Origin of the sequence: Amycolatopsis aidingensis, from assembly GCF_018885265.1 — a bacterium.
Lineage (GTDB): Bacteria > Actinomycetota > Actinomycetes > Mycobacteriales > Pseudonocardiaceae > Amycolatopsis > Amycolatopsis aidingensis.
Genome location: NZ_CP076538.1, coordinates 1,772,309 through 1,794,035 on the forward strand (window position 1 = coordinate 1,772,309; position 21,727 = coordinate 1,794,035).

A 21,727-nucleotide genomic window follows, 5' to 3' on the forward strand; every position below is an offset into this window, starting at 1 on the left:
CAGCGTGCCCCGAACATCAGGCTTCGGCGGTGGCCAGCAGGGTCGCGGCGATCTCGTCGGTGTCGCGGGGGCGCAGGTTGACCGTGCGGCCGTGCTCGCCGTCACCGAGGAAGGTGAGGATACGACCGTGGTCCACGAGGTCGAGCACAGGCAGCGGCAGGCTCCGCACGCACCGCCCGTCCGGCTCGCGCACCAGGACGTACAGCTGATGTACCGCGTCCCGTTCGGCGCTCAGCCACTCCCGTAGCTCCCCGGCCGGGTCGGACTTGGCGAGCACGTCCATCGGCGCGGTCCCCTCGAACTCGGCCCTGCTGACGCTGACCGGGCGGACCGGTGCGGGCGGCACCTCGGGTAGCACGGCAAGGAACTCCTCCGGCCACCGCCGCGCGTCCACGGCGTCCAGCCAGGCCAGCCCGCCTTTGACGACGAGCCGCACGGCCCGCTCCTCCCGCATGGACACCAGGACGGCCTGGTCCCTGGCCGGGTCGGCGAAACCGCTCCAGCAGTAGACCTCGCGGGCGCCGTCGGCCAGGGTGTGCAGCATCCGGCGGAACCGCGGGCTGAGGCGCCCGCCATCGGCGAGGCCGAGTTCCTCGTACCACCGCGCGGAGAGCCGGGCCAGTTCGGCACGCACGGAGCCGCGAACGTAGCAGCCCTCGCTGCCGAGCACCGGATGCGGCTCGCCGAGCCCTTCCTCCGCCCAGGTGTGCAACAGCGCCAGCCGGGGTAACGGAACCGGCTGGTAGCCCTCGGTCATTGCCCGCCGATGGTTTGCCCGCCGATGGTGGGCGGGGCACCGCGAAGCCGGCCTCCGGGTCACGCAGCTTCTCGCCGGTCCCGAGCAGTGCGAAATGCTCGTCGCTGGCCTGGACGTACTTGCGTTCGTGCTCGGAGTCCTGCCTCGGTTTGCAACAACCCAGGAACCACCGTGGGCTGGAAGGACAGCAGGGTGGTGGCTCGGGACTCGACTTCGATCCAGCGGTCCAGCCACTCGTGCGCCACCTCGGGGGACACCAGCTCGGTCAGCAGGCGAGACAAATAGCCGTTGCTGCCGAGGATTTCCTCGCAGCGGGCGAGATCCTCGGTCTTGGGGGAACGGCGGCCGGTCTCCCACATGGCGATCAGCGACTACGACACGTAGGCCTGCCGGCAAGTGTCTCCTGGCTGAGACCGGCGGCATCACGTGCGAGCGCCAGCTCTCGTCCCCAGAACCTATGTGACGCAGCCGACACCAGCGATCGAGGGAGTTGCCATGCCGATGACCGAGCAGCACAGCGCGGCCGAGCGGGTCGCCACCGTTCTGGCCGGAAGGGGCCTGGTGGTGGGAGATCCGGATGCCTGCGGCCGGATGGCGACTCCCGGCGGCATGTTGCGGGTGAGCGCCTGGGGCGTCGAACTGTGGCTGCGCCCCACGGACGCGCGGCCGGGATGTCGGCGAGTATGACAGTGCACCCCGACGAGATCGCGATGACCGCCATCGCCGGACTGGCCGTCACCAATCCCGGCCGGCCGGAGCGCGGCACGGTTTATGTGGACGACGAGCGGGAGTTGCTGTGGCTGGTCGATCCGGCCTACGGCCAGTTCGTCGCGGTCCCCGAGGTCGCCGAGACGGTGGCCGACGTGCTGCTGGCCACCGTCTCGGCCGCCCTGCCCCCGTTGCGGTAGCCGGGCTACTCCTGGGCTTCCAGGTCGCCCTCGATCCGCAGGTACACCTCGCGCATCTGCTCCAGCAGGTCCGGATCGGGCTCGGCCCACAGGCCGCGGTCGGCGGCCTCGTTCAGCCGCTCGATGATCCCGCGCAGCGCCCAGGGATTCGCCTTGCTGAGGAAGTCCTGGTTCTCCTTGTCCAGCACGTAGGACTCGGTCAGCTTCTGGTACATCCAGTCGTCCACCACCCCCGCGGTGGCGTCGAAGCCGAACAGGTAGTCCACCGTGGCGGCCAGCTCGAACGCGCCCTTGTAACCGTGCTTGCGCATCGCGGCCAGCCAGCGCGGGTTGACTACCCTGGCCCGGAACACCCGCGCGGTCTCCTCGTTCAGCGTCCTGGTGCGCACCGCGTCCGGGGTGGTGCTGTCGCCGATGTAGGAGGCCGGTGCCGTCCCGGTCAGCGCGCGCACGGTGGCGATCATGCCGCCGTGGTACTGGAAGTAGTCGTCGGAGTCGGCGATGTCGTGCTCGCGGGTGTCGGTGTTCTTGGCCGCCACCACGATCCGCCGGTAGGAGTTCTCCATGTCCTCCCGCGCCGGTGCGCCGTCCAGATCGCGGCCGTAGGCGTAGCCACCCCACACCGCGTACACCTCGGCGAGGTCGGCGTCGTCGCGCCAGTTCCCGGAGTCCATCAGCGGCAGCAGCCCGGCCCCGTACGAACCGGGCTTGGAGCCGAAGATCCGGGTGGTGGCGCGCCGCTGGTCACCGTGCCGGTCCAGCTCGGCGCGGGTGTGGGCGCGGACGAAGTTCTCCGACTCGGGCTCGTCCAGCCCGGCCACCAGCCGCACCGCGTCGTCCATCAGGTCGATCACGTGCGGGAAGGCGTCCCGGAAGAAGCCGCTGATCCGCACGGTCACGTCCACCCTGGGCCTGCCCAGCTCGGCCAGCGGGATCGCCTCGATCCCGGTGACCCGCCGGGATGCCTCGTCCCACACCGGTTGCACACCCAGCAGCGCCAGTACCTCGGCCGCGTCGTCCCCCGCTGTGCGCATGGCCGAGGTGCCCCATACCGACAGTCCCACCGAGCTGGGCCACTGCCCGGTATCCTCGCGGTAGCGCTGCAGCAGCGAGTCGGCAAGCGACTGCCCGGTCTCCCAGGCCAGCCTGCTCGGGATCGCCCTCGGGTCAACGGTGTAGAAGTTGCGCCCGGTCGGCAGCACGTTCACCAGCCCGCGCAGCGGCGACCCGCTCGGCCCTGCCGGAATGTAGCCGCCGTCCAGCGCGTGCAGCACCGCGTCCAGCTCACCGCTGGTGCCCGCCAGCCGGGGCACCACCTCGGCGGCCGCGAATCGCAGCACCTGCCGCACCGGTTCGGACTCCGCCTCCGGAACGGCGTCCACCGACCAGTCCGCAGCCTCCATCGCCTCGACCAGCTCGCGGGCCCGCTGCTCGATCTTGTCCACTGTGGAGGAATCGGCGTCCTCGCGCAGCCCGAGGGCCGAACGCAGGCCGGGCACCGCGCCCTGGTTGCCGCCCCACATCTGCTGCGCGCGCAGGATGGCCAGCACCAGGTTCACCCTGGCCTCGCCGGTCGGCGCCGCGCCGAGGATGTGCAGCCCGTCCCGGATCTGCGCGTCCTTCACCTCACACAGCCATCCGTCCACATGCAACAGGAAGTCGTCGAACTCCGCGTCGTGCGGCCGCTCGCTCACCCCGAGGTCGTGGTCCAGCTTGGCAGCCTGGATCAGGGTCCAGATCTGCGCGCGGATCGCGGGCAGCTTCGCCGGGTCCATCGCGGAGATGTTGGCGTACTCATCGAGCAGCTGCTCCAGTCGCGCCATATCGCCGTAACTCTCCGCCCTGGCCATCGGCGGCACCAGGTGGTCGACGATGGTCGCGTGCACCCTGCGCTTGGCCTGTGCGCCCTCGCCGGGGTCGTTGATCAGGAACGGGTAGATCATCGGCAGGTCGCCGAGCACCGCGTCCGGCGCGCAGGAGGCCGAAAGCCCCGCGGTCTTGCCTGGCAGCCACTCCAGCGAACCGTGCTTGCCGAGGTGCACCACTGCATGCGCGCCGAACTCCTGCTCCAGCCAGCGGTAGGCGGCCAGGTAGTGGTGGCTTGGCGGCAGATCCGGGTTATGGTAGATCGCCACCGGATTCTCCCCGAACCCGCGCGGTGGCTGGATCATCAGCACCAGGTTGCCCGCCTGTAGCGAGGCGAGCACGATCTCCCCATCGGGATCGTGCGTGGTGTCCACGTACAGCTCGCCCGGCGCCGGACCCCAGTGCTCGGTCATCTGCTCGCGCAGGTCCTGCGGCAGCTGGGCGAACCACTCGCGGTAGCGGGCGGCCGGGATGCGGATCGGGTTACCGGCGAGCTGTTCCTCGGTCAGCCACTCCGGGTCCTGCCCGCCAGCGGCGATCAGCGCATGGATCAGGGCGTCCCCGTCCGGCTGGTCGGTCCCGGTCGGCTCGACCCCGGGGAACGGCTCCGCGCCGAGGTCGTAGCCCTGCGCGCGCATCCGGCGCAGCAGCTCCACCGCACTGGCGGGGGTGTCCAGGCCCACCGCGTTGCCGACCCTGGAGTGCTTGGTCGGGTAGGCCGAGAGCATCAGCGCGATCCGGCGCTGGGCCGGGGGAGTGTGCCGCAACCGCGCGTGCGACAGCGCGATCCGGGCCACCCGGCCCGCGCGCTCGGCGTCCGCCGCGTAACGGGGCAGGCCGTCGTCGTCCATCTCCTTGAACGAGAACGGCACGGTGATCAGCCGCCCGTCGAACTCCGGCACCGCCATCTGGTTGCCAGCGTCCAGCGGGGAAAGGCCCTCGTCGTTGTCCAGCCAGGTCTCCCGGTCGCTGGTCAGGCAGAGCGCCTGCAGGATCGGGATGTCCAGCGCGGCCATCTCGGCGATGTCCCAGGATTCGTCGTCCCCGCCGGCACCGGCCTGCGAGGGCCGGGTCCCGCCCGCGGCGAGCACGGTGACCAGCAGGGCATCGGCCTTGCGCAGCTCGTCCATCATCGCGGGCTCGCGGTTGCGCAGCGAGGCGCAGTAGACCGGCAGCGGGCGCCCGCCGGCGCGCTCCACCGCGTCCGCCAGCACGTGCACGAACGCGGTGTTCCCGGAAAGGTGGTGCGCCCGGTAGTACAGGATCGCGACCACGGGCCCCTCGGCCCGCGACTCGGGGCGCTCCAGCACGCCCCACTCCGGCTGCCGGATGGGCGGCTCGAAACCGTCCCCGGTGAGCAGCAGGGTGTCGGAGAGGAACCGGTGCAGCTGGGTGAGGTTCTCCGGGCCGCCCTGCGCGAGGTAGGCATGTGCCTCGGTGGCGATGCCCGCCGGTACCGAGGACAGCTTCATCAGCTCCGCGTCCGGGGCCTGCTCGCCGCCGAGTACCACCACATGCTTGCCGCTGGCCCGCACCTGGTCCAGCCCCTCCTGCCAGGCGCGCTCGGAGCCGAGGATGCGCACCACCACGATCTGTGCCTCGGCCAGCAGGCCGGGCAGCTCGGCGAGGTCGAGGCGGGCCGGGTTGGCCATCCGGTAGCCTGCCTCGCTCGCGCGGGCACTCAGCAGATCTGTGTCCGAAGTGGACAGCAACAGGATCATGACGCGGTGGTGCTCCTCCCGGGGGTGTCCTCGCCCCCGCTCGCGGGCTCACGTCGGCCGGAGTTCCTGGCTCCCGGGCGTGCACACCCGGTCACAGTCGCGGGACGGCCCCGGGCTTGCACCGGGTTCCTCCACTGCCGACGCGCGTTGGTCGACGTTCACTCTCCGGTCACAGCGGTACCCGAGTCAAGGTGACGTTGGCTCGGGAGGAGGCGGGGGCGTCTCTTAGAGTGATGGGCATGCCCTCTCCCGCTCGTACCCGCGCTGACGCCTGCCCAGGCGTGCTGGCCACGCATGACGCGGCCGACGGCGCGCTGGCGCGGGTGCGGCTGCCCGGCGGCATGATCGGCGCGGCCCAGCTGCGCGCACTCGCCGGGGTGGCCGAGGAGTTCGGCGATGGTGCGGTGCATCTCACATCCAGGGCGAACGTGCAGCTACGCGGGCTACCCGCGGCGGAACCCGCGCTCGCCAGACGGCTGACCGAGGCGGGCCTGCTGCCCGGGACGGAGCACGAGCGGGTGCGCAACTACCTCGCCTCGCCAGCCAGCGGCCACTTCGGTGGCCTGCTGGACGTGCGGGAACAGGTGCGCGAGCTGGACCGGGCGGTCCTGGCCAGCCCCGCACTGGCCGGGCTGCCCGGCCGCTTCCTGTTCGCACTGGACGACGGGCGTGGTGACGTGGCGGCCGAGGGCGCCGACCTGTGCTGGCGGGCGCTGGACGCCGAGACCGGTGCACTGCTGCTGGCCGGGATCGATCACGGACTGCGGGTGCCAGCCACCCACGCGGTCCCGGCGCTGGTCACCGCGGCGGAGACCTTCCTCACCGCGCGTGGCGAGGGTGAGCAGGCGGCCTGGCGGCTCCGGGAGCTGCGGGACTCCGCGGAGATCGTGTCCGCGCTGGCCGGGTTCGCCGCGCGTGCCGAACCGGTCACGCTGCCGGTGACACCGGGACTGGAGCCCGGCCGGTACGCCCAGCACCGGGGCGGGTACGCGACCTGCGTGGCTCCGGTTTTCGGGCGGCTGCCTGCCTCCGTGCTGCGGCTGGTCGCCGAGCTGGTCACCGAGGCCGTGGTGACCCCGTGGCGCACCCTGCTGCTGCCGGACTGCGCGGAGACCGGGGTGCTCGCACGTGCCGGGCTGGTGGTGACCGCCGCCGAGCCCGCGGCCGGGATCAGCGCCTGCATCGGCCATCCGGGCTGCGCGAAGTCCCATGCCGACGTCCGGGCCGACGCGCGGGCGGTGCTCCCGGTGCTGCCGCCGGGAACCCGGGCCCATTTCGCCGGCTGCGAGCGGCGGTGCGGGCGGCCCCGTGGCGAGCACGCCGACGTGCTCGCCGAAGGGAACGGCTACCGGGTGGACGGTAGCTGGGTACCGACCGCCGAGCTCGCGGATTCATTGGTAGAGAAAGGGACAGTGTGATCGACTACATCCGGGACGGGGCGGAGATCTACCGCCACTCCTTCGCCACCATCCGGGACGAGGCCGACCTCGGCATCCTGCCCGATGACCTCGCGGTGGTCGCGGTGCGGATGATCCACTCCTGCGGGATGGTCGACCTGGTCGAGGACCTGCGCTACTCGCTGGAGGTGGTGGAGGCCGGCCGGGCCGCGCTGGAAGCGGGGGCGCCGATCCTGTGCGATGCCGAGATGATCGCCAGCGGGATCACTCGGAAGCGTTTGCCCGCGGCCAACGAGGTGATCTGCACGCTGTCCGACCCGAGTGTGCCCGGACTCGCCGAGCGGATGGGCACCACCCGCTCGGCCGCAGCGCTCGAGCTGTGGCGGGACCGGCTCGCCGGTGCGGTGGTCGCCGTGGGCAACGCGCCGACCGCGCTGTTCCGCTTGCTGGAGCTGATCGAGGAGGGCGCGGGGGTGCCCGCCGCGATCATCGGCGTGCCGGTGGGCTTCGTCGGTGCCGCCGAGTCCAAGACCGAGCTGGCGCACCGGGCACCCGCCCCGTACCTGGTGGTCCAGGGCCGCCGCGGCGGCAGCGCGCTGGCGGTGGCCGCGGTGAACGCGATCGCCACGGAGGTGGAGTGATGGACACCGCGGCGACCGGCACCCTGTGGGGGGTCGGCCTCGGTCCCGGCGACCCCGAGCTGCTGACCGTCAAGGCCGCGCGGCTGATCGGGGCCGCGGACGTGATCGCCTACCACAGTGCGCCGCACAAGCGCAGCATCGCGCGTTCGGTGGCCGAGCCGTACCTGCGCGAAGGGCAGCTGGAGGAGGCACTGGTCTATCCGGTGACCACCGAGACCACCGACCACCCGGGGGGCTACGAGGGCGCCATCGCCGAGTTCTACGAACTGAGCGCGAAACGGCTGGCCGAGCACCTGGACGCGGGCCGGGACGTGGTGCTGCTGTGCGAGGGCGACCCGTTCTTCTACGGCTCCTACATGTACATGCACGAGCGGCTGGCCGATCGCTACCCTGCCGAGGTCGTGCCCGGGGTGACCTCGGTGAGCGCGGCCTCCGCCGTCCTGGGCAGGCCACTGGTGCAGCGGGACGAGGTGCTCACCCTGCTGCCCGGCACGCTGCCCGCGCCGGAGCTGGCCCGCAGGCTGGCCGACACCGAGGCGGCGGCCGTGCTCAAGCTCGGCCGCACCTTCGACTCGGTGCACCGCGCGCTCGCCGAGTCGGGGAGGCTGGACGAAGCCTGCTACGTGGAGCGGGCCACCTGGCAGACGCAGCGGGTGGAGCCCTTCGCCGATGTCGATCCGGCGAGCGTGCCGTACTTCTCGCTCGCCGTGGTGCCGAGCCCGGCCTACGCCGCGCGGACCTCCGGCAGCGCCGAGCCTGCCGGGCAGCCGCAGCGGCGGCCGGAGACCGCAGGAGCCGGTGAGGTCGTGGTGGTCGGCCTCGGCCCCGCCGGCCCGGACTGGCTGACCCCGGAGGCCGAGCAGGCGCTGGCCGCGGCCGACCATCTCGTCGGCTACGGCCCCTACCTGGCCAAGGTGCCGCAGCGGGCGGGCCAGCGCAGGCACGCCTCCGGCAACCGGGTGGAGGCCGAGCGCGCGCTGGAGGCACTGGAACTGGCCCGTCAGGGCGCCAGGGTCGCGGTGGTGTCCTCGGGCGACCCCGGAGTGTTCGCGATGGCCTCCGCGGTGCTGGAACAGGCCGAGGACGAGCAGTGGACCGGCGTCGGGGTCCGGGTCCTGCCCGGGGTCACCGCCGCGCAGGCCGCGGCGGCCAGGGTCGGCGCCCCGCTCGGGCACGACTACTGCGTGCTCTCGCTTTCCGACCGGCTCAAGCCGTGGGAGATCATCGAGCGCAGGCTGGACGCCGCGGGCGCAGCCGACCTGGCGCTGGCCATCTACAACCCGGCCTCGCGCAGCCGCACCACCCAGCTGGCCGCCGCGGTGGAGGTGCTGCTGCGGCACCGCGCCGCGGACACCCCGGTGGTGGTGGCCAGGGACGTCGGCGGGCCCGATGAGTCGGTGCGGGTACGCACCCTCGGCACCCTCGATCCGTCCGAAGTGGACATGCGCTGCCTGCTCATCGTCGGCTCCTCGCGCACCCGTGTGCGGGCAGGCGCGGACGGCGCCGACACGGTCTGGACCCCGCGGCACTACGGGGAGCCGGTCAGCGGGTCGGCGTAGTCCCGTCCGGCTGGCTGGGTCCCGGGCCAGGGGACCACCAGCCCGGCCGGACCTCCTGGCCCCTGGTGATCACCGGTTCCGCGGTTTCCTTCGCGTACGGCTCGACGGCCAGCAACCGGCCCCAGGTCCGCTCGGGCTCGTTGGCAAGGAAGCTCGGCACCTCGGGCTGGTCGGCCACCTCCTCGAGCCAGCCGTTCGGCCCGCCGCCCTTGCTGCTGGCCCAGTCCGCCTCCGGTGCGAGGTTGGCCGCGGTCAGCCGGTACTCGGGCACCTCGGCGATCCCGTCGTGCGAGGCGGCGGGCACCAGGCACGGGTAGACGAAGGAGGTCGGCCAGTCCATGTAGACCGGCTTGTCGCCGACCTTGTCGGTGAGGGTGGTGAAGGTCGGGACCCTGGGTGCGGTCACCGCGACCCAGCCGTCCTCGGTGAAGTCGTCGTCCGCGGCCACGATCCGCGCCGCCGTCGCACCCTGCGGCGCCTCGTCCAGGTTCAGCCGGACATCGCCCCAGCCGCCGACCCCGCCGCCGGTGCCAAGCACCTGCCGGTTCCCGACCACCCGGATGCCCTCCGGAGTCGGCCTGCCGAACTCGACCCGCACGCTGGTCGCCTTGCCCGGCGCCGCGGCCACGGCCACCACCAGCTGCCCGCCCGCGGGCCGCTCGGCGAGGTCATACCACTCGGTGCGCAACTGGCCGGTCGGGGTGGTGCGCTCGTCGTAGCTGCTCCACATGGCGACCGTGCCGGTGGTGAACCCGTGCGGCGGCTCGGCGATCGGATCGTCGGTCAGCGCGGCCTGGGTGTGGAAACCGGTCTGGGTGGCGCCGTTGCCCTCGTCGTTGTCCGGCAGGTCGCCAGGGGCCGCGGACTCGTCCGCCACCGTCGCCTGCTGCCCGGCGGGCAGCGGGGCCAGCATGCTGGAGATCGGGTCCCGCTCCACCATCACGTGATCGGCGAGGTTGCAGCTCTTGCCGAACACGTGCTCCACATTGGCCTCACCGAGGCTGTAACTGTGGTGCTGCCCGGTGATCGCCGCGGTCATGCTGGCGAACTCGGCGGCAGCAACCAGGCCGCAGACGACCACAAGGGACAGTGAGCCGAACCGTAGCGCGCGTCCCCTGCCCTCCGGCGGAGGTGGCGGCAGCCCGGGACGCTGGGCCCGCACGTTCTCGATGAAGGCGACCACGGCCACGGCCGCCGCGCCGATCAGCAGGATGGTGGAAAGGCCAAGGCCGCCGATCATGGGAGCGCGGTCAGCCCACGGCACGCCGAAGTCGGACACGAACCAGTAGGCGTTCGGCCCGGTGACCGCCAGCGCCGCGACCACGAGCAGCCCGGAGACGAACGCGGCCCGGTTGCGCCGGGAACGCAGCACGTTGGTGCTGGTCGCCAGCGCGGTGAGCGCCGCCATGGCCGCGCCCACCGCCGCGAAGGCGCCGAAGTGGTGCGTCCACTTGGTCGGGGTGAGCGCCAGCAGCAGGAAGAACAGGGCCACCGTGGCGATCAGCCGACGGCTCGGCCCGAGCGCCGCTCCCGGGATCCGGCCCCTGCGCAGCAGCACCACCAGGCAGGTGCCGGTGCACAGGATCAGCAGCAGCACCGGGAACCGGCGGGCCGCCGAGCCGTCCGCGCTGGAGCTGAACAGCAGCTCGTAGCGGAACAGTTCCTCGAACCAGGACAGGCTGGGACCCACCAGGCTGCGCAGCCGGGTGGCCTCGGTGACCGTGGCGAAGGTCTGGTCGGCGAACACCACCACCAGCACCAGCAGCCCGGAGCCGAGGATCGGCGAGAGCACCGGCACCCAGCTGCTCGCCCGCGCGCGCTGCCGCAGCAGCTGGAACAGCGGCCGCGCGGCCACGATGAACGGCGCCACGGCGATCAGCCCGGTCGGGGTGGCCGCCAGGGTGAACGCGGCCGCGAGCAGGCCGAGACACAGGGGCAGCAGCCTGCGGGTGACCAGCGCCCGCTCCACCGCGCACAACGCGAGCAACGAACCGACCGCGGCCACCGGCTCCGGACGCACGCCGTTGTTGTAGGGCATCCACCAGACCAGGAACACCGCCGCCGCGGCCCAGGCCGCCGCGCCACTGACCCGGACCTCCTTGCCCAGCCGGGGCATCACCTCCCGGCTGATCAGCAACCAGCTGATCACTCCGAGCAGGAAGGAGGGCAGCCGGATCCACGGCGGCACCGTGCTGACCTGCGTCATCAGCTCGTAGACGTGGTAGAACCAGCCGAACGGTGCCTCGGCCACCCCGAACCAGCGGTGATAGTTGGTCAGGTAGCCGACCTCGTCGGCCACCCTGGCCATGGTGAGGATGTAGCCGTCGTCCGAGGTGACCGGCCCGATGAACACCCAGGCGCCGAGCGCGGCGATCACCGTGACGTCCCGCGTGGTCAGATGCCACCAGCCGATCGGCGCCCACCGCGGTGCCCTGCGGGCGACCCCGCTGTCCAACCGGTTCACCGCGATCAGGCAGCCGAGCAGGGCCAGCACCCCGAGTACCCCGATGACGACCTTCAGCGTGGTCGGCGAGGACTGGTACCTGGTGTCCGGGGTGATCGACACGCCCAGCCCCTCGGTGGGGTCCCCTGCGGAGTCGATCTCGGAGTAGATGCCGACCACCCGGGGCCGGACGTCCCCGTCCTCGTCGTGGATCGGCGTTCCGGCCACGCTCACCGTGGTCCTGGTGGCGTCCGAGACCACCTGCACCCCGCAGTCCTGCGGGGGCAGTGGCTGCCGGGCGATCTGTTCCCCGCGGTTGGACACCACCAGCAGGTTGTTGTCGATCCGCAGCTGCATACCCGCGCCCTCGTCGGTGCGGGCGGCGGGCACGGTGGAGAACAGCAGCGCGTCGCCAGGGGTGCGGGCGTCCAGCGACCGCATCGTCTCGCACGGGATCGTCACCCGCATTTCCTGCGCCCAGTAGCCGGTCAGCGGCGCGTTGACCGGCCGGGTGTCGGTACCGGCAGGCCAGCTGATCCTGGCGGTGTCCTGCACCACCGGCAGGAACGGGAAGGCCAGCGCGCAGGCCGCGGAGAGCAGGCCGAGTACGACCGCCAGCCGGCGCCACCACCGGGTGCGCGGCGACACAACATCCGGTCTCGCGGTCGCCGGGGCAGGCGACTCGTCGAGAACCTCGGAGTTGGAGAACATGGCTAGCCGCATCGGGGGCAACGCTAGCCAACAGCCGCGGCGCACTCGTGCCGGGCTCCCGGCCCAGCCGGTTACCGGGTAAACCTTTCCCTGTGGACAGCCGCCCGCAGCGGTCGCCTGCGCCGCCAGTCGTGCCGCTCCAGGTCGGGAACGGCGGCCAGCTCGGTCACCGGGCCAAGGCACAACCAGGCCACCGGCCGCACCCCGTCCGGGATGCCGAGCAGCTCGGCAAGGAAGGGCTCCCGGTAGAAGCTGACCCAGCCGAGGCCGAGGCCCTCGGCGGTGGCCGCAAGCCACAGGTTCTGGATGGCAAGGCAGACCGAGTACAGCCCGGCATCGGCGATCGCGTGCCTGCCCAGCACGTCCGGCGAGCCGCGCGACGGGTCGTAGGTGACCACGACCCCCATGCTGGACTCGCGGATGCCCTCGATCTTGATCCGGGAGAACCGTTCGGCCCGTTCACCGGTCAGCGAGTCCGCGAACACCTCCCGCTCGGACCGCACGTGCTCGGCGAAGGTCTGCCGGGTGCCCGCGTCGGTGACCAGCACGAAATCCCACGGCTGGGTGAGCCCGACGCTGGGTGCTGAGTGGGCCGCCTCCAGCACCCGTTCCAGCACCTCCTCCGCGATCGGCTCCCCGGTGAACTCGGCGCGCACGTCCCTGCGCCGCCGCACCACCTCGTAGAAGGCGTCCAGTTCCTGCGGTCTCGTCATCCCAGTACCCACTCCAGTGCCGCTGCGACCTCCCGCACGATCCGTACCTCCTGCCGCGCGGGCCTGCGGACGATCACGACCGGGAGGCCGAGATCCGCCGCGGCGGTGAGTTTCGCCGAGGTCAGCGACCCACCGCTGTCTTTGGTGACCAGTACCTCGATCCGGTGCTCGCGCATCAGCGCGGTCTCCCCGGCCACCGTGTAGGGGCCGCGGTCGAGCAGCACCTCGCAGGCGGGCGGCAGCGGGGGCTGCGGCGGATCCACGCAGCGCACCAGGAACCACAGGTCGGCGCGGTCCGCGAAGGCGGCGAGGCCCTGCCTGCCGGTGGTGAGGAACACCCTGCCGCCCAGCCGGGGCAGCGCGGTGGCCGCGGCCGCCAGCGAGTCCACCCAGTGCCAGTCCGCACCAGGGGACTCCGGCCACCCCGGCCGTTCCAGGCGCAGCAGCGGAACCCCGGCCGCGCGGGTGCCTGCCAGCGCCGAGGCGCTGATCCGCTCGGCGAACGGATGTGTGGCGTCCACCACCGCGTCCACCGCGTGCTCGGTCAGCCACGCCGCAAGGCCCTCCGGACCACCGAACCCGCCGACCCGCACCTCGCCTGCAGGCAACCGTGGCCGTGCCACCCGTCCGGCCAGCGAGGATGTCACCGCCACCCCGCGCTCGAGAAGCGCGGCCGCCAGCTCCCGCGCCTCGGCGGTACCGCCGAGAATCAGTACCCGCCGCATGGCCTAGACCGGCCCCGGCTGGTCGCGGCGTTCCCTGCCCGCCGAGTACAGGAAGCTGTCCGGGAAGTTCTCCGCCGCGAGCACGGGCCCGACGAAGACCGTGGCGGCGCGGGTGATCCCGGCGGTCCGCACCTGCACCGCGATCTCATCGAGCCTGCCGCGCAGCACTCGCTCGGCAGGCTGGCTGGCCTGCGCCACCACGGCCACCGGGCAGTCCGGCCCGTAGTGCGGCAGCAGCTGCTCGACCACCTGCTCGATCCGGTTGATCGCCAGGTGCACGGCGAGGGTGGTCCCGCTGGCGGCGAAGGTGGCCAGGTCCTCACCATCCGGCATCGCGGTGGAGCGCGCCTGCGCCCTGGTCAGGATCAGGCTCTGGGCCACGGTCGGCACGGTCAGCTCCCGCTTGAGCACGGCGGCGGCCGCCGCGAACGCGGGCACCCCCGGGGTCACCTCGTAGGGCACCCCCGCCGCGTCCAGGCGGCGCATCTGCTCGGCCACCGCGCTGTACACGGAAGGGTCCCCGGAGCACAGCCTGGCCACATCCGCGCCACGGGCATGCGCGCCGGTCAGCTCGGCCAGGATCTGGTCCAGGGTGAGCTGGGCGGTGTCCACCAGCCGCGCCCCCTCCGGGCAGTGCGCGAGCAGGTCGGTGGGGGTCAGGCTGCCAGGGTAGAGACAGACCTGGCAGCGGGCCAGCAGGTCCCGCCCGCGCACGGTGATCAGGTCGGCGGCGCCCGGACCGGCGCCGATGAAGTGGACGGTCATGGTTTGCGCACGCTCCACTGGGTCACGGCGCGCGCCGGGGTCCAGCCGCTGAGGCCACCCAGTGGCGCCGCCTGCTCGATCGAGATCCGGACCAGCTCCCCGCCCCGCTCGGTGTACCCGGCCGCCAGCGCCTGCTCGGCCTGCAGGGTCACCCCGTTGGCGACCAGCCGCCCACCCGGCCGCAGCGCCGCCCAGCAGGTCTCCAGCAGGCCGGGCGTGCTCACTCCGCCGCCGAGGAACACCGCGTCCGGCGGGGCCAGCCCGGTCAGCGCCTCCGGTGCGGCGCCGGTGACCACCTCGATATCCGGCACGCCGAGTGCGCGGCTGTTGCGGCCGATCCGCTCGGCCCGTGCGGGGTCGCGCTCCACCGCGATCGCCCGGTTCGCCGGATGCGCCCGGCACCATTCGATCGCGATGCTGCCCGCACCCGCGCCAACGTCCCACAGCAGCTCCCCTGGCCGCGGGGCAAGCCGGGCCAGGCTGCTCGCCCGCAGGTCCCGCTTGGTGAGCTGGCCGTCGTGCTCGAAGGCCTCGTCCGGCAGCCCGGCCAGCATGCCCAGCAACGGCGTGCCCTGCCGGGCCGCGCATTCCACCGCGACCAGGTTCAGCGCAGCACCCCGTGGCCGGTCCCAGGTCTCCGCCGTGCCGGTGACGGCGCGTTCGGCCGGTCCGCCGAGCTCCTCCAGCACGGTGAGCGAGCTCGGTCCGTAGCCACGCTCGGTGAGCAGCCCGGCCACCTCGGCCGGGGTGTCAGCGTCCGCGCTGAGCACCAGTACCCGCCCGCCAGGGGCCAGCACCCTGGCCAGCCGGTGCACCGCGCGGCCCACCACGCTGACCACCTCGGTTTCCTCCGCCGACCAGCCGAGCCTGGCCCTGGCCAGCGCCACCGAGGACACCCCGGGCAGGATGCGCAGCCGGTCCGCGCCGAGCCTGCGGGCCAGGGTGCTGCCGATCCCGGACAGCATCGGATCCCCGCTGGCGAGTACGCAGATCCGGCGGCCATGATGCGCGGCAAGGGTGGGCTCCAGGTTCGGCAGCAGCGGGCTGGGCCAGCGCACCTTCTCGGCCCCGGTGTCCGGGACCAGGTCGAGCTGCCGGGAACCGCCGAGCAGCACCTCAGCCGCCTCGACCGCGGCCCTGGACGTCTCGGGTAGCCCTTGCCAGCCATCGGCCCCGATCCCGACCACTGTGACTTTCTCGACTTCCTCGGCCGGGTGCCGGTTTCTCCGCGGCTCTGCGCGCGACGCGATCGCGTCGCCGGGGCTTGACTTGCTCACGCACCGTGCCTTTCCGCTGGTCGGAGCCCCGCCGCCACGATCGCGGGCCTTCGGCCGGGGCGCGCTCGATGGGGCACCGTACTGCCGCGGTGGCGTCCGTGAGGGGCTGTGCTGACCGAACCGTATGCGATGATTCCGCCGACGGTCGCCGAGGAACCCGGTGCGACTCCGGGGCGGTCCCGCCACTGTGACCGGTCCCACCGTGGGCCGGGAGCCAGAGCTTCGGGCGGCCGTTTCGTGCTGGGCACACCCGGTGCGGACCGGTCCGAGGTGGGCGTGGACACCCACCCGTGGCAAAGGAGTTGATACGTGCGGTCCTACCCGTTCACCGCTGTCGTCGGGATGCAGGATCTGCGCCTCGCGCTCGTGTTGTCGGCTATCTCACCCGCGATCGGCGGGGTGCTGGTGCGCGGGGAGAAGGGCACCGCGAAGTCGACCATGGTGCGCGCGCTTGCCGGGCTGCTGCCGAGCGTGGACGTGCTGGAGAACTGCCGGTTCTCCTGCGATCCCGCCGCGCCCGACCCGCGCTGCCCGGACGGCCCGCACCGGCAGGACGAGGCCGCGCACCGGCGTCCCGCGCGGCTGGTCGAACTGCCGGTAGGGGCGGCCGAGGACCGGGTGGTCGGCTCGCTGAACCTGGAGCGTGCGCTGTCCGAGGGGGTCACCGACTACCAGCCGGGGCTGCTGGCAGGCGCACACCGCGGCCTGCTCTACGTGGACGAGGTCAACCTGCTGCACGACCACCTGGTGGACACCCTGCTGGACGCGGCCGCGATGGGCCGCGCCACGGTCGAGCGGGAGGGTGTCTCGGTCTCGCATGCCGCCCGGTTCGTGCTGATCGGCACGATGAACCCGGAGGAGGGCGAGCTGCGGCCGCAGCTGCTGGACCGGTTCGGCCTCACCGTCGAGGTGACCTCCAGCCGGGAGCCGGAGCAGCGGGTGGAGGTGATCCGGCGCAGGCTGGCCTACGAATCCGATCCGGACACCTTCGCCGCGGGCTACGCCGAGTCCGATGCCGCGCTGGCCGCGGACATCGCCGCGGCGCAACGGCTGCTCGGCTCGGTGCGGCTGACCGAAGCGGCGCTGCTGCAGATCGCCGAGGTGTGCGCCTCCTTCCAGGTGGACGGGATGCGCGCGGATATCGTCACCGCGCGCACCGCCGCCGCGCACGCGGCCTGGTGCGGAAGGGACGAGGTGTCCACTGAGGACATCCGAGCGGCGGCCCGGCTGGCGCTGCCGCACCGCCGCAGGCGCAACCCGTTCGACGCGCCGGGGATCGACGAGCAGCAACTCGACCAGGCGTTGCAGGACGCGCAGCCGCCGCAGGACCCGGACCCGGGGCCGGAGGACGACGGGCCAGGACCCGGGTCGGGCAGCGAAGCCCCCGCGGAACAGCCACCCGGCGACGCGGGCGGCTCATCCGGGGATCCGGGCGGCGCGCCCGATGGCGACAGCCAGGGCGATGGCGGCCAGGGTGACCAGCGCACGGTGGGCGCTGGCAGCCCGTACCGGGCCCGGCTGCTGACCGTCCAGGGCACCGGCTCCGGTGCGCAGGGACGTCGTTCCCGGGCGATCACCGAGGCCGGGCGCACGGTCGGGGTGCATCCGCAGGGGGTGCGCGAGGGCGGGCCACACCTGCTCGCCACGGTGCGCGCCGCCGCGCCGCACCAGCGCGCCCGCGGCCGTTCCGGTCCCGGGCTCGCGCTGCGGCCCCGGGATCTGCGCTACGCGGTGCGTGAGGGCAAGGAGGGCAACCTCGTGCTGTTCTGCGTGGATGCCTCCGGCTCGATGGGCGCCAAGTCCCGGATGCGCGAGGTGAAGTCCGCCGTACTCTCCCTGCTGCTGGACGCCTACCAGCGCAGGGACAAGGTGGGGCTGGTCACCTTCCGCGGTGGCGACGGTGAGCTGGCGCTGCCGCCGACGATCAGCGTGGAGGCGGCGGCGGCCCGGCTGGAGACCCTGCCCACCGGCGGCCGCACCCCGCTGGCCGAGGGGCTGCTGCGGGCGGCCGAGGTGCTGCGGGTCGAGTCCATCCGGGACCCACGGCGCAGGCCGTTGCTGGTGCTGGTCACCGACGGGCGGGCGACCAGCGGTGCCGACCCCGTCGGCCGGGCGCATGCCGCCGCCGGGCTGCTCGCGGGCAGCGGCGTGAGCACCGTGGTGGTGGACTGCGAGTCCGGCCGGATGCGCCTCGGCCTTGCCGCCGAGCTGGCCGCGCGGCTCGGTGCGGAACATCTCCCGCTCGGCGAGGTGGCCGCCGACTCGCTGGCAGGCGAGGTGCGGGCCCGGACCGGCGCGACGAGGAGGGCCGCCTGATGCCGAAGGGAAAACCGGAGGTCGTTCCGGACGACGGCCTCACCACCCGGCAACGCCGCAACCGGCCGCTGCTGGCCGTGCACACCGGCGCGATGAAGGGCAAGTCCACCGCGGCCTTCGGGATGGCCCTGCGGGCGTGGAACCAGGGCTGGTCCATCGGGGTGTTCCAGTTCGTGAAGTCCGCGAAGTGGCGGATCGGCGAGCAGGCCGCCCTGCAGGCCCTCGGCGAGCTGCATGCCAGTACCGGGCAGGGCGGACCGGTGGAGTGGCACAAGATGGGCGAGGGCTGGAGCTGGTCCAGGAAGAAGGGCACCGAGGACGATCACGCCGCGAACGCCCGCGAGGGCTGGGCGGAGATCCGCCGCAGGCTGGCCGAGCAGGCACACGACTTCTACGTGCTGGACGAGTTCACCTACCCGCTGCACTGGGGCTGGCTGGACGTGGCCGAGGTGGTGACCGCGCTGCGCGAGCGTCCCGGCAGGCAGCACGTGGTGATCACCGGCCGCAACGCCCCGGCCGAGCTGCTGGAGGCCGCCGACCTGGTCGCCGAGATGACCAAGGTCAAGCACCCGATGGATACCGGCCAAAAAGGCCAGCGAGGTATCGAGTGGTGACCGGAAATGCCCTGAACGTGGCTTTTCGGACGTTGGACGTCGCGAACGGCACTATTGAGACGTTGAACGTCGTGAAAGCCACGTTCACGGCCCTCGGGTGGGGGTCGCGGTGAGCGGGGGTGTGCCGCGGATCGTGATCGCCGCGCCGGCATCAGGGCACGGCAAGACCACCGTGGCCGCCGGGCTGATGGCGGCGCTGAGTTCCCGCGGGCTCACGGTGTCCGGGCACAAGGTCGGCCCGGACTTCATCGATCCCAGCTACCACGCGCTGGCCACCGGGCTACCCGCGCGCAACCTCGATCCGTTCCTGCAGGGCGAGGACCGGGTGGTCCCGCTGCTGCTGCACGGCGCCCGCACGGCCGACCTCGCCGTGATCGAGGGCGTGATGGGCATGTTCGACGGCGCGCTCGGCACCGAGGGCTACGCCTCCACAGCGCACCTGGCGCGGCTGGTGGACGCCCCGGTGGTGCTGGTGGTGGACGCGGGCGCGGCCAGCCGCAGCGTGGCCGCGGTGGTGCACGGCTTCGCGCACTACGACCCGAGGGTGCGGCTGGCCGGGGTGATCCTGAACAAACTGGGCTCGCAACGGCACGAGGACGAGATCCGGGAGGCGCTGAGCCCGACCGGGATCCCGGTGCTGGGGGCGCTGCGCCGCACCGAGCACATCCACGCGCCGAGCAGGCACCTCGGCCTGGTCCCGGTGGCCGAGCGGGTGGACGAGGCGCGGCGGTTCCTGCCCCGGCTGGCCTCCTGGGTCGCCGAGGGCGTCGATCTGGCCGCGGTGGAACGGGTGGCCAGGACGGCGCCGCCGCTGCACGGCACACCCTGGGAGCCGGCCGCCGAGGTCACCCGCGCCGGCCGGGGCGCGGTGGTGGCCGCGGCCGCGGGCCAGGCCTTCACCTTCCGCTACACCGAAACCGTGGAGCTGCTGGCCGCCGCGGGGGTCGAGGTGGTGGACGTGGACCCGCTGCATGCCGAGGCCCTTCCGGACGGCTGCGCCGGGCTGTACTTCGGCGGCGGCTTCCCCGAGGTGCACGCGGACGAGCTGGCGGCGAACGCGGCGCTGCGGCAGGAGGTGGCCGCGGCCGTGCGGCGGGGCATGCCGGTGGTCGCCGAGTGCGCGGGACTGCTCTACCTGTGCCGCGAGCTGGACGGCCTGCCCATGGTGGGCGCGCTGGAGGCCACCGCGCGGATGACCCAGCGCGGCGCACTGGGATATCGCCGGGCCACGGCGGAGGCGGACAACCTGGTGGCTACCGCGGGGCAGCGGGTGACCGGGCACGAGTTCCACCGCACCGAGCTGAATCCCGGCAGTGGCCCGGATCCGGCGTGGCACTGGGAGGGACGCCGGGAGGGCTTCGCATCGCCGAGCCTGCATGCCTCCTACCTGCATGTGCACTGGGCCGGCTATCCAGGGCTCGCGCAACGTTTCGCCGCGAAGGTCCACGATGGACTTTGATCTCCAGCACCACGGGGACCGCGACCTCGGCGAGGGGCTCGTCGATCTCGCGGTGAACGTCCGGCTGCCCGCCCCACCGGAATGGCTGCGCCGGGAACTGGCCGCCGGACTCGCCGGGCTCGCCGCCTACCCGGACACCGCGGAGGCGACCAAGGCGATCGCGGCCCGGCACGGCAGGGCCGCCGAGGAGGTGCTGCCGACGGCGGGGGCCGCCGAGGCGTTCACGCTGCTGGCCGCCGCGTTGCGGCCCCGCCACGCGGCCGTGGTGCATCCACAGTTCACCGAGCCCGAGGCCGCCCTGCGCGCCGCTGGTCACCCGGTGCACCGGGTGCACCTCTCCCATGCCGAGGGCTTCCGGCTGGTGCCCGGAGCCGTGCCGGAGGAGGCCGACCTCGTCTTCCTCGGCAACCCCACCAACCCGACCTCGGTGCTGCACCCGGCAGGGGCGGTGCGGGCACTGTGCCGTCCCGGCCGGATCGTGGTGGTGGACGAGGCCTTCCTGGACGCCGTGCCGGGCGAACCGGAAACCCTGGCCACCGAGCGGCTGCCCGGGGTCGTCGTACTACGCAGCCTGACCAAGACCTGGGGCCTGGCCGGGTTGCGTGCCGGATACCTGCTCGCCGAGCCGGAGGTCGTCGCCTGCCTGCGCGCCGTGCAGCCGCCGTGGTCGGTGTCCAGCCTGGCGGCCGTGGCGATGGTGGCCTGTAGCAGCCCGGCCGCCGTCGCCGAGGCCGGGGCCCTCGCCGCCACCGCGGAGCGGGACCGGGAGCTGCTGGTGGCCGGGCTGACCGAGCTGGGGATCACCGTGGCCGACCTGCCACGGGCGCCGTTCGTGCTGATCCGGGTGCCCGACGGCGAGCGGGTCCGGCTGGCGCTGCGCCGCGCGGGCTACGCGCTCCGCCGGGGCGACACCTTCCCCGGCCTCGGCCCCGACTGGCTACGTATCGCCGTCCGCGACCCGGTCACCACCCGCGCCTTCCTCACCACGCTGAGCCGCCTGCTGTGAGTGGCCCTCCCACCACCGCCCAAGTGGAGACGCTGACACGCCGCTGTGCTCCCTGCGAAAAATGCAGCGAACGGGCCACTCACAGCAGTAAGGAGCGGGTCAGGGGAAGGGGAGGGGTTCGGCGTCGCGTTCGGCCAGCAGGTTGGTCATCAGGTCGATCTCGTTACCCTGCGACTCCAGCATGCTGCGGGTGAGCGCCCGCACCGCGGGCAGGTCGGTGTTGTCCAGGGTGTACTGGGCCATCTCGGTGCCGCCCTCATGGTGGCGCAGCATCAGCTGGAGGAAGTAGACGTCCAGCTCCTCCCCGGACAGCGAGCGCATCTTGGCCAGCTCGTCATTGGTGGCCATCCCCGGCATCGGCGGTTTGCCCGCCATAGTGCTCGCGTGGTCCGCGTCATGGCCACCGCCGGAACCACCGTGGTTCCCGCCGTGCTCACCGTGCTGCGGCATCCACGTCATGTGCTCGCCGAGGGGCTGCTCCGGCTGGCCCCAGAGCATCAGCCAGCCCTTCATCCTGCCGATCTGCTCCAGCTGGGTGCTGCCGATGTCGAAGGCGAGCTGCCGGATGCGCTCGTCGGTGCTGTGGTCGCGCACCCAGTTCGACATCGTCACGGCCTGGATGTGGTGCACCGACATGTCCTGCGCGAAGCCGACCTCGACCGAGCCCGCGGCGGGCTGCGCGGCCGGTTCCTCGCCTGCCGACCTGCCGATCAGCAGACCGATCGTCGCACCCACCAGCAGGACGGCGAGCGCGGCCGCGCCGAAGATCACCACCCGCGGCCAGGTGGCCTGCTCCCGCTGCCCCCCGGCCCCGGCGGGCTCCGGGGCCTCGGTGGATTCGCCTGCCAT

General features: G+C 72.9%; 18 protein-coding genes and 2 riboswitches. Of the genes, 9 read left to right on the plus strand and 9 right to left on the minus strand.

Annotated features, from left to right (window positions below; all coding sequences use genetic code 11):
- Nucleotides 1–16: 16 nt before the first annotated feature.
- Together KOI47_RS08440 and KOI47_RS08445 are read right to left on the minus strand one after the other, a co-directional pair.
- The gene (locus tag KOI47_RS08440; RefSeq protein ID WP_216215430.1) at nucleotides 17–757 is read right to left on the minus strand and encodes an ESX secretion-associated protein EspG; all 741 of its coding nucleotides are present in this window, start codon (nucleotides 755–757) and stop codon (nucleotides 17–19) included.
- A gap of 59 nt (nucleotides 758–816) precedes the next feature.
- Nucleotides 817–1,116: a Scr1 family TA system antitoxin-like transcriptional regulator gene (locus KOI47_RS08445; protein ID WP_216215431.1), complete on the minus strand. Its 300-nt coding sequence runs from the start codon at nucleotides 1,114–1,116 to the stop codon at nucleotides 817–819.
- Between the two features lie 136 nt (nucleotides 1,117–1,252).
- Here KOI47_RS08445 and KOI47_RS08450 point away from each other — a divergent pair, with 136 nt between their 5' ends.
- Both KOI47_RS08450 and KOI47_RS08455 read left to right on the plus strand, forming a co-directional pair.
- Nucleotides 1,253–1,444 carry a hypothetical protein gene (locus tag KOI47_RS08450; protein ID WP_216215432.1) on the plus strand — a complete coding sequence of 64 codons (192 nt, stop codon included), beginning with the start codon at nucleotides 1,253–1,255 and terminating at the stop codon, nucleotides 1,442–1,444.
- Entirely contained in the window at nucleotides 1,441–1,665 is a 225-nt protein-coding gene (locus tag KOI47_RS08455) for a hypothetical protein (protein ID WP_216215433.1), read from the plus strand. The genes KOI47_RS08450 and KOI47_RS08455 overlap by 4 nt, the downstream gene beginning before the upstream one ends.
- A gap of 5 nt (nucleotides 1,666–1,670) precedes the next feature.
- On the opposite strand, the gene cobN is transcribed toward KOI47_RS08455, so the two are convergent.
- A complete protein-coding gene (cobN, locus tag KOI47_RS08460; protein WP_216215434.1) occupies nucleotides 1,671–5,252 on the minus strand; it encodes a cobaltochelatase subunit CobN in 3,582 nt (1,193 codons plus the stop codon).
- Between the two features lie 60 nt (nucleotides 5,253–5,312).
- A riboswitch (cobalamin riboswitch) is annotated at nucleotides 5,313–5,384 on the minus strand.
- A gap of 107 nt (nucleotides 5,385–5,491) precedes the next feature.
- Between cobN and KOI47_RS08465 the strand changes: the two genes are divergently transcribed.
- Genes KOI47_RS08465 through KOI47_RS08475 form a run of 3 tightly spaced genes read left to right on the plus strand, consistent with a single transcriptional unit; the run spans nucleotide 5,492 to nucleotide 8,849 of the window.
- Nucleotides 5,492–6,670 carry a precorrin-3B synthase gene (locus KOI47_RS08465; protein WP_216215435.1) on the plus strand — a complete coding sequence of 393 codons (1,179 nt, stop codon included), beginning with the start codon at nucleotides 5,492–5,494 and terminating at the stop codon, nucleotides 6,668–6,670.
- The gene (locus tag KOI47_RS08470; RefSeq protein WP_216215436.1) at nucleotides 6,667–7,290 is read left to right on the plus strand and encodes a precorrin-8X methylmutase; all 624 of its coding nucleotides are present in this window, start codon (nucleotides 6,667–6,669) and stop codon (nucleotides 7,288–7,290) included. The genes KOI47_RS08465 and KOI47_RS08470 overlap by 4 nt, the downstream gene beginning before the upstream one ends.
- Nucleotides 7,290–8,849: a precorrin-2 C(20)-methyltransferase gene (locus tag KOI47_RS08475; RefSeq protein ID WP_216215437.1), complete on the plus strand. Its 1,560-nt coding sequence runs from the start codon at nucleotides 7,290–7,292 to the stop codon at nucleotides 8,847–8,849. The genes KOI47_RS08470 and KOI47_RS08475 overlap by 1 nt, the downstream gene beginning before the upstream one ends.
- Here the strand turns inward: KOI47_RS08475 and KOI47_RS08480 are convergent.
- From KOI47_RS08480 to cbiE, 5 genes are read right to left on the minus strand one after another with little or no spacing between them, the layout of a single operon-like run.
- Entirely contained in the window at nucleotides 8,833–12,015 is a 3,183-nt protein-coding gene (locus tag KOI47_RS08480) for an arabinosyltransferase domain-containing protein (protein ID WP_232376626.1), read from the minus strand. The genes KOI47_RS08475 and KOI47_RS08480 overlap by 17 nt on opposite strands.
- Nucleotides 12,016–12,074: 59 nt before the next feature.
- Nucleotides 12,075–12,716, minus strand: a complete 642-nt coding sequence (gene bluB, locus KOI47_RS08485) for a 5,6-dimethylbenzimidazole synthase (RefSeq protein WP_216215438.1) — start codon at nucleotides 12,714–12,716, stop codon at nucleotides 12,075–12,077.
- Nucleotides 12,713–13,441 (minus strand): cobalt-precorrin-6A reductase, encoded by a 729-nt coding sequence (locus KOI47_RS08490; RefSeq protein ID WP_216215439.1) that lies wholly within the window; start codon nucleotides 13,439–13,441, stop codon nucleotides 12,713–12,715. The genes bluB and KOI47_RS08490 overlap by 4 nt, the downstream gene beginning before the upstream one ends.
- A 3-nt stretch (nucleotides 13,442–13,444) precedes the next feature.
- On the minus strand, nucleotides 13,445–14,206 hold the full coding sequence (gene cobM, locus KOI47_RS08495; RefSeq protein WP_216215440.1) for a precorrin-4 C(11)-methyltransferase: 762 nt from the start codon (nucleotides 14,204–14,206) through the stop codon (nucleotides 13,445–13,447).
- Nucleotides 14,203–15,393 carry a precorrin-6y C5,15-methyltransferase (decarboxylating) subunit CbiE gene (gene cbiE, locus KOI47_RS08500; RefSeq protein ID WP_232376627.1) on the minus strand — a complete coding sequence of 397 codons (1,191 nt, stop codon included), beginning with the start codon at nucleotides 15,391–15,393 and terminating at the stop codon, nucleotides 14,203–14,205. The genes cobM and cbiE overlap by 4 nt, the downstream gene beginning before the upstream one ends.
- A 242-nt stretch (nucleotides 15,394–15,635) precedes the next feature.
- A riboswitch (cobalamin riboswitch) is annotated at nucleotides 15,636–15,699 on the plus strand.
- Nucleotides 15,700–15,792: 93 nt separating this feature from the next.
- Here cbiE and KOI47_RS08505 point away from each other — a divergent pair.
- From KOI47_RS08505 to cobC, 4 genes are all read left to right on the plus strand, one after another.
- On the plus strand, nucleotides 15,793–17,799 hold the full coding sequence (locus KOI47_RS08505; protein ID WP_216215441.1) for a putative cobaltochelatase: 2,007 nt from the start codon (nucleotides 15,793–15,795) through the stop codon (nucleotides 17,797–17,799).
- Entirely contained in the window at nucleotides 17,799–18,413 is a 615-nt protein-coding gene (cobO, locus tag KOI47_RS08510; protein WP_216215442.1) for a cob(I)yrinic acid a,c-diamide adenosyltransferase, read from the plus strand. The genes KOI47_RS08505 and cobO overlap by 1 nt, the downstream gene beginning before the upstream one ends.
- 130 nt (nucleotides 18,414–18,543) lie before the next feature.
- The gene (locus KOI47_RS08515) at nucleotides 18,544–19,872 is read left to right on the plus strand and encodes a cobyrinate a,c-diamide synthase (protein ID WP_216217189.1); all 1,329 of its coding nucleotides are present in this window, start codon (nucleotides 18,544–18,546) and stop codon (nucleotides 19,870–19,872) included.
- On the plus strand, nucleotides 19,862–20,878 hold the full coding sequence (cobC, locus tag KOI47_RS08520; protein WP_216215443.1) for an Rv2231c family pyridoxal phosphate-dependent protein CobC: 1,017 nt from the start codon (nucleotides 19,862–19,864) through the stop codon (nucleotides 20,876–20,878). The genes KOI47_RS08515 and cobC overlap by 11 nt, the downstream gene beginning before the upstream one ends.
- Nucleotides 20,879–20,977: 99 nt before the next feature.
- Here the strand turns inward: cobC and KOI47_RS08525 are convergent, their stop codons facing one another.
- On the minus strand, nucleotides 20,978–21,727 hold the full coding sequence (locus tag KOI47_RS08525; RefSeq protein WP_216215444.1) for a DUF305 domain-containing protein: 750 nt from the start codon (nucleotides 21,725–21,727) through the stop codon (nucleotides 20,978–20,980).

What these genes read in the sequence shown, in the direction of transcription:
- cobM (WP_216215440.1), bottom strand. Translation starts at nt 14,206, where the DNA reads ATGACCGTCCACTTCATCGGCGCCGGTCCGGGCGCCGCCGACCTGATC.
- bluB (WP_216215438.1), bottom strand. Translation starts at nt 12,716, where the DNA reads ATGACGAGACCGCAGGAACTGGACGCCTTCTACGAGGTGGTGCGGCGG.
- KOI47_RS08480 (WP_232376626.1), bottom strand. Translation starts at nt 12,015, where the DNA reads ATGCGGCTAGCCATGTTCTCCAACTCCGAGGTTCTCGACGAGTCGCCT.
- KOI47_RS08525 (WP_216215444.1), bottom strand. Translation starts at nt 21,727, where the DNA reads ATGGCAGGCGAATCCACCGAGGCCCCGGAGCCCGCCGGGGCCGGGGGG.
- KOI47_RS08450 (WP_216215432.1), top strand. Translation starts at nt 1,253, where the DNA reads ATGCCGATGACCGAGCAGCACAGCGCGGCCGAGCGGGTCGCCACCGTT.
- KOI47_RS08465 (WP_216215435.1), top strand. Translation starts at nt 5,492, where the DNA reads ATGCCCTCTCCCGCTCGTACCCGCGCTGACGCCTGCCCAGGCGTGCTG.
- KOI47_RS08475 (WP_216215437.1), top strand. Translation starts at nt 7,290, where the DNA reads ATGGACACCGCGGCGACCGGCACCCTGTGGGGGGTCGGCCTCGGTCCC.
- KOI47_RS08455 (WP_216215433.1), top strand. Translation starts at nt 1,441, where the DNA reads ATGACAGTGCACCCCGACGAGATCGCGATGACCGCCATCGCCGGACTG.
- KOI47_RS08445 (WP_216215431.1), bottom strand. Translation starts at nt 1,116, where the DNA reads ATGTGGGAGACCGGCCGCCGTTCCCCCAAGACCGAGGATCTCGCCCGC.
- cobO (WP_216215442.1), top strand. Translation starts at nt 17,799, where the DNA reads ATGCCGAAGGGAAAACCGGAGGTCGTTCCGGACGACGGCCTCACCACC.
- KOI47_RS08490 (WP_216215439.1), bottom strand. Translation starts at nt 13,441, where the DNA reads ATGCGGCGGGTACTGATTCTCGGCGGTACCGCCGAGGCGCGGGAGCTG.
- KOI47_RS08440 (WP_216215430.1), bottom strand. Translation starts at nt 757, where the DNA reads ATGACCGAGGGCTACCAGCCGGTTCCGTTACCCCGGCTGGCGCTGTTG.
- cobN (WP_216215434.1), bottom strand. Translation starts at nt 5,252, where the DNA reads ATGATCCTGTTGCTGTCCACTTCGGACACAGATCTGCTGAGTGCCCGC.
- cobC (WP_216215443.1), top strand. Translation starts at nt 19,862, where the DNA reads ATGGACTTTGATCTCCAGCACCACGGGGACCGCGACCTCGGCGAGGGG.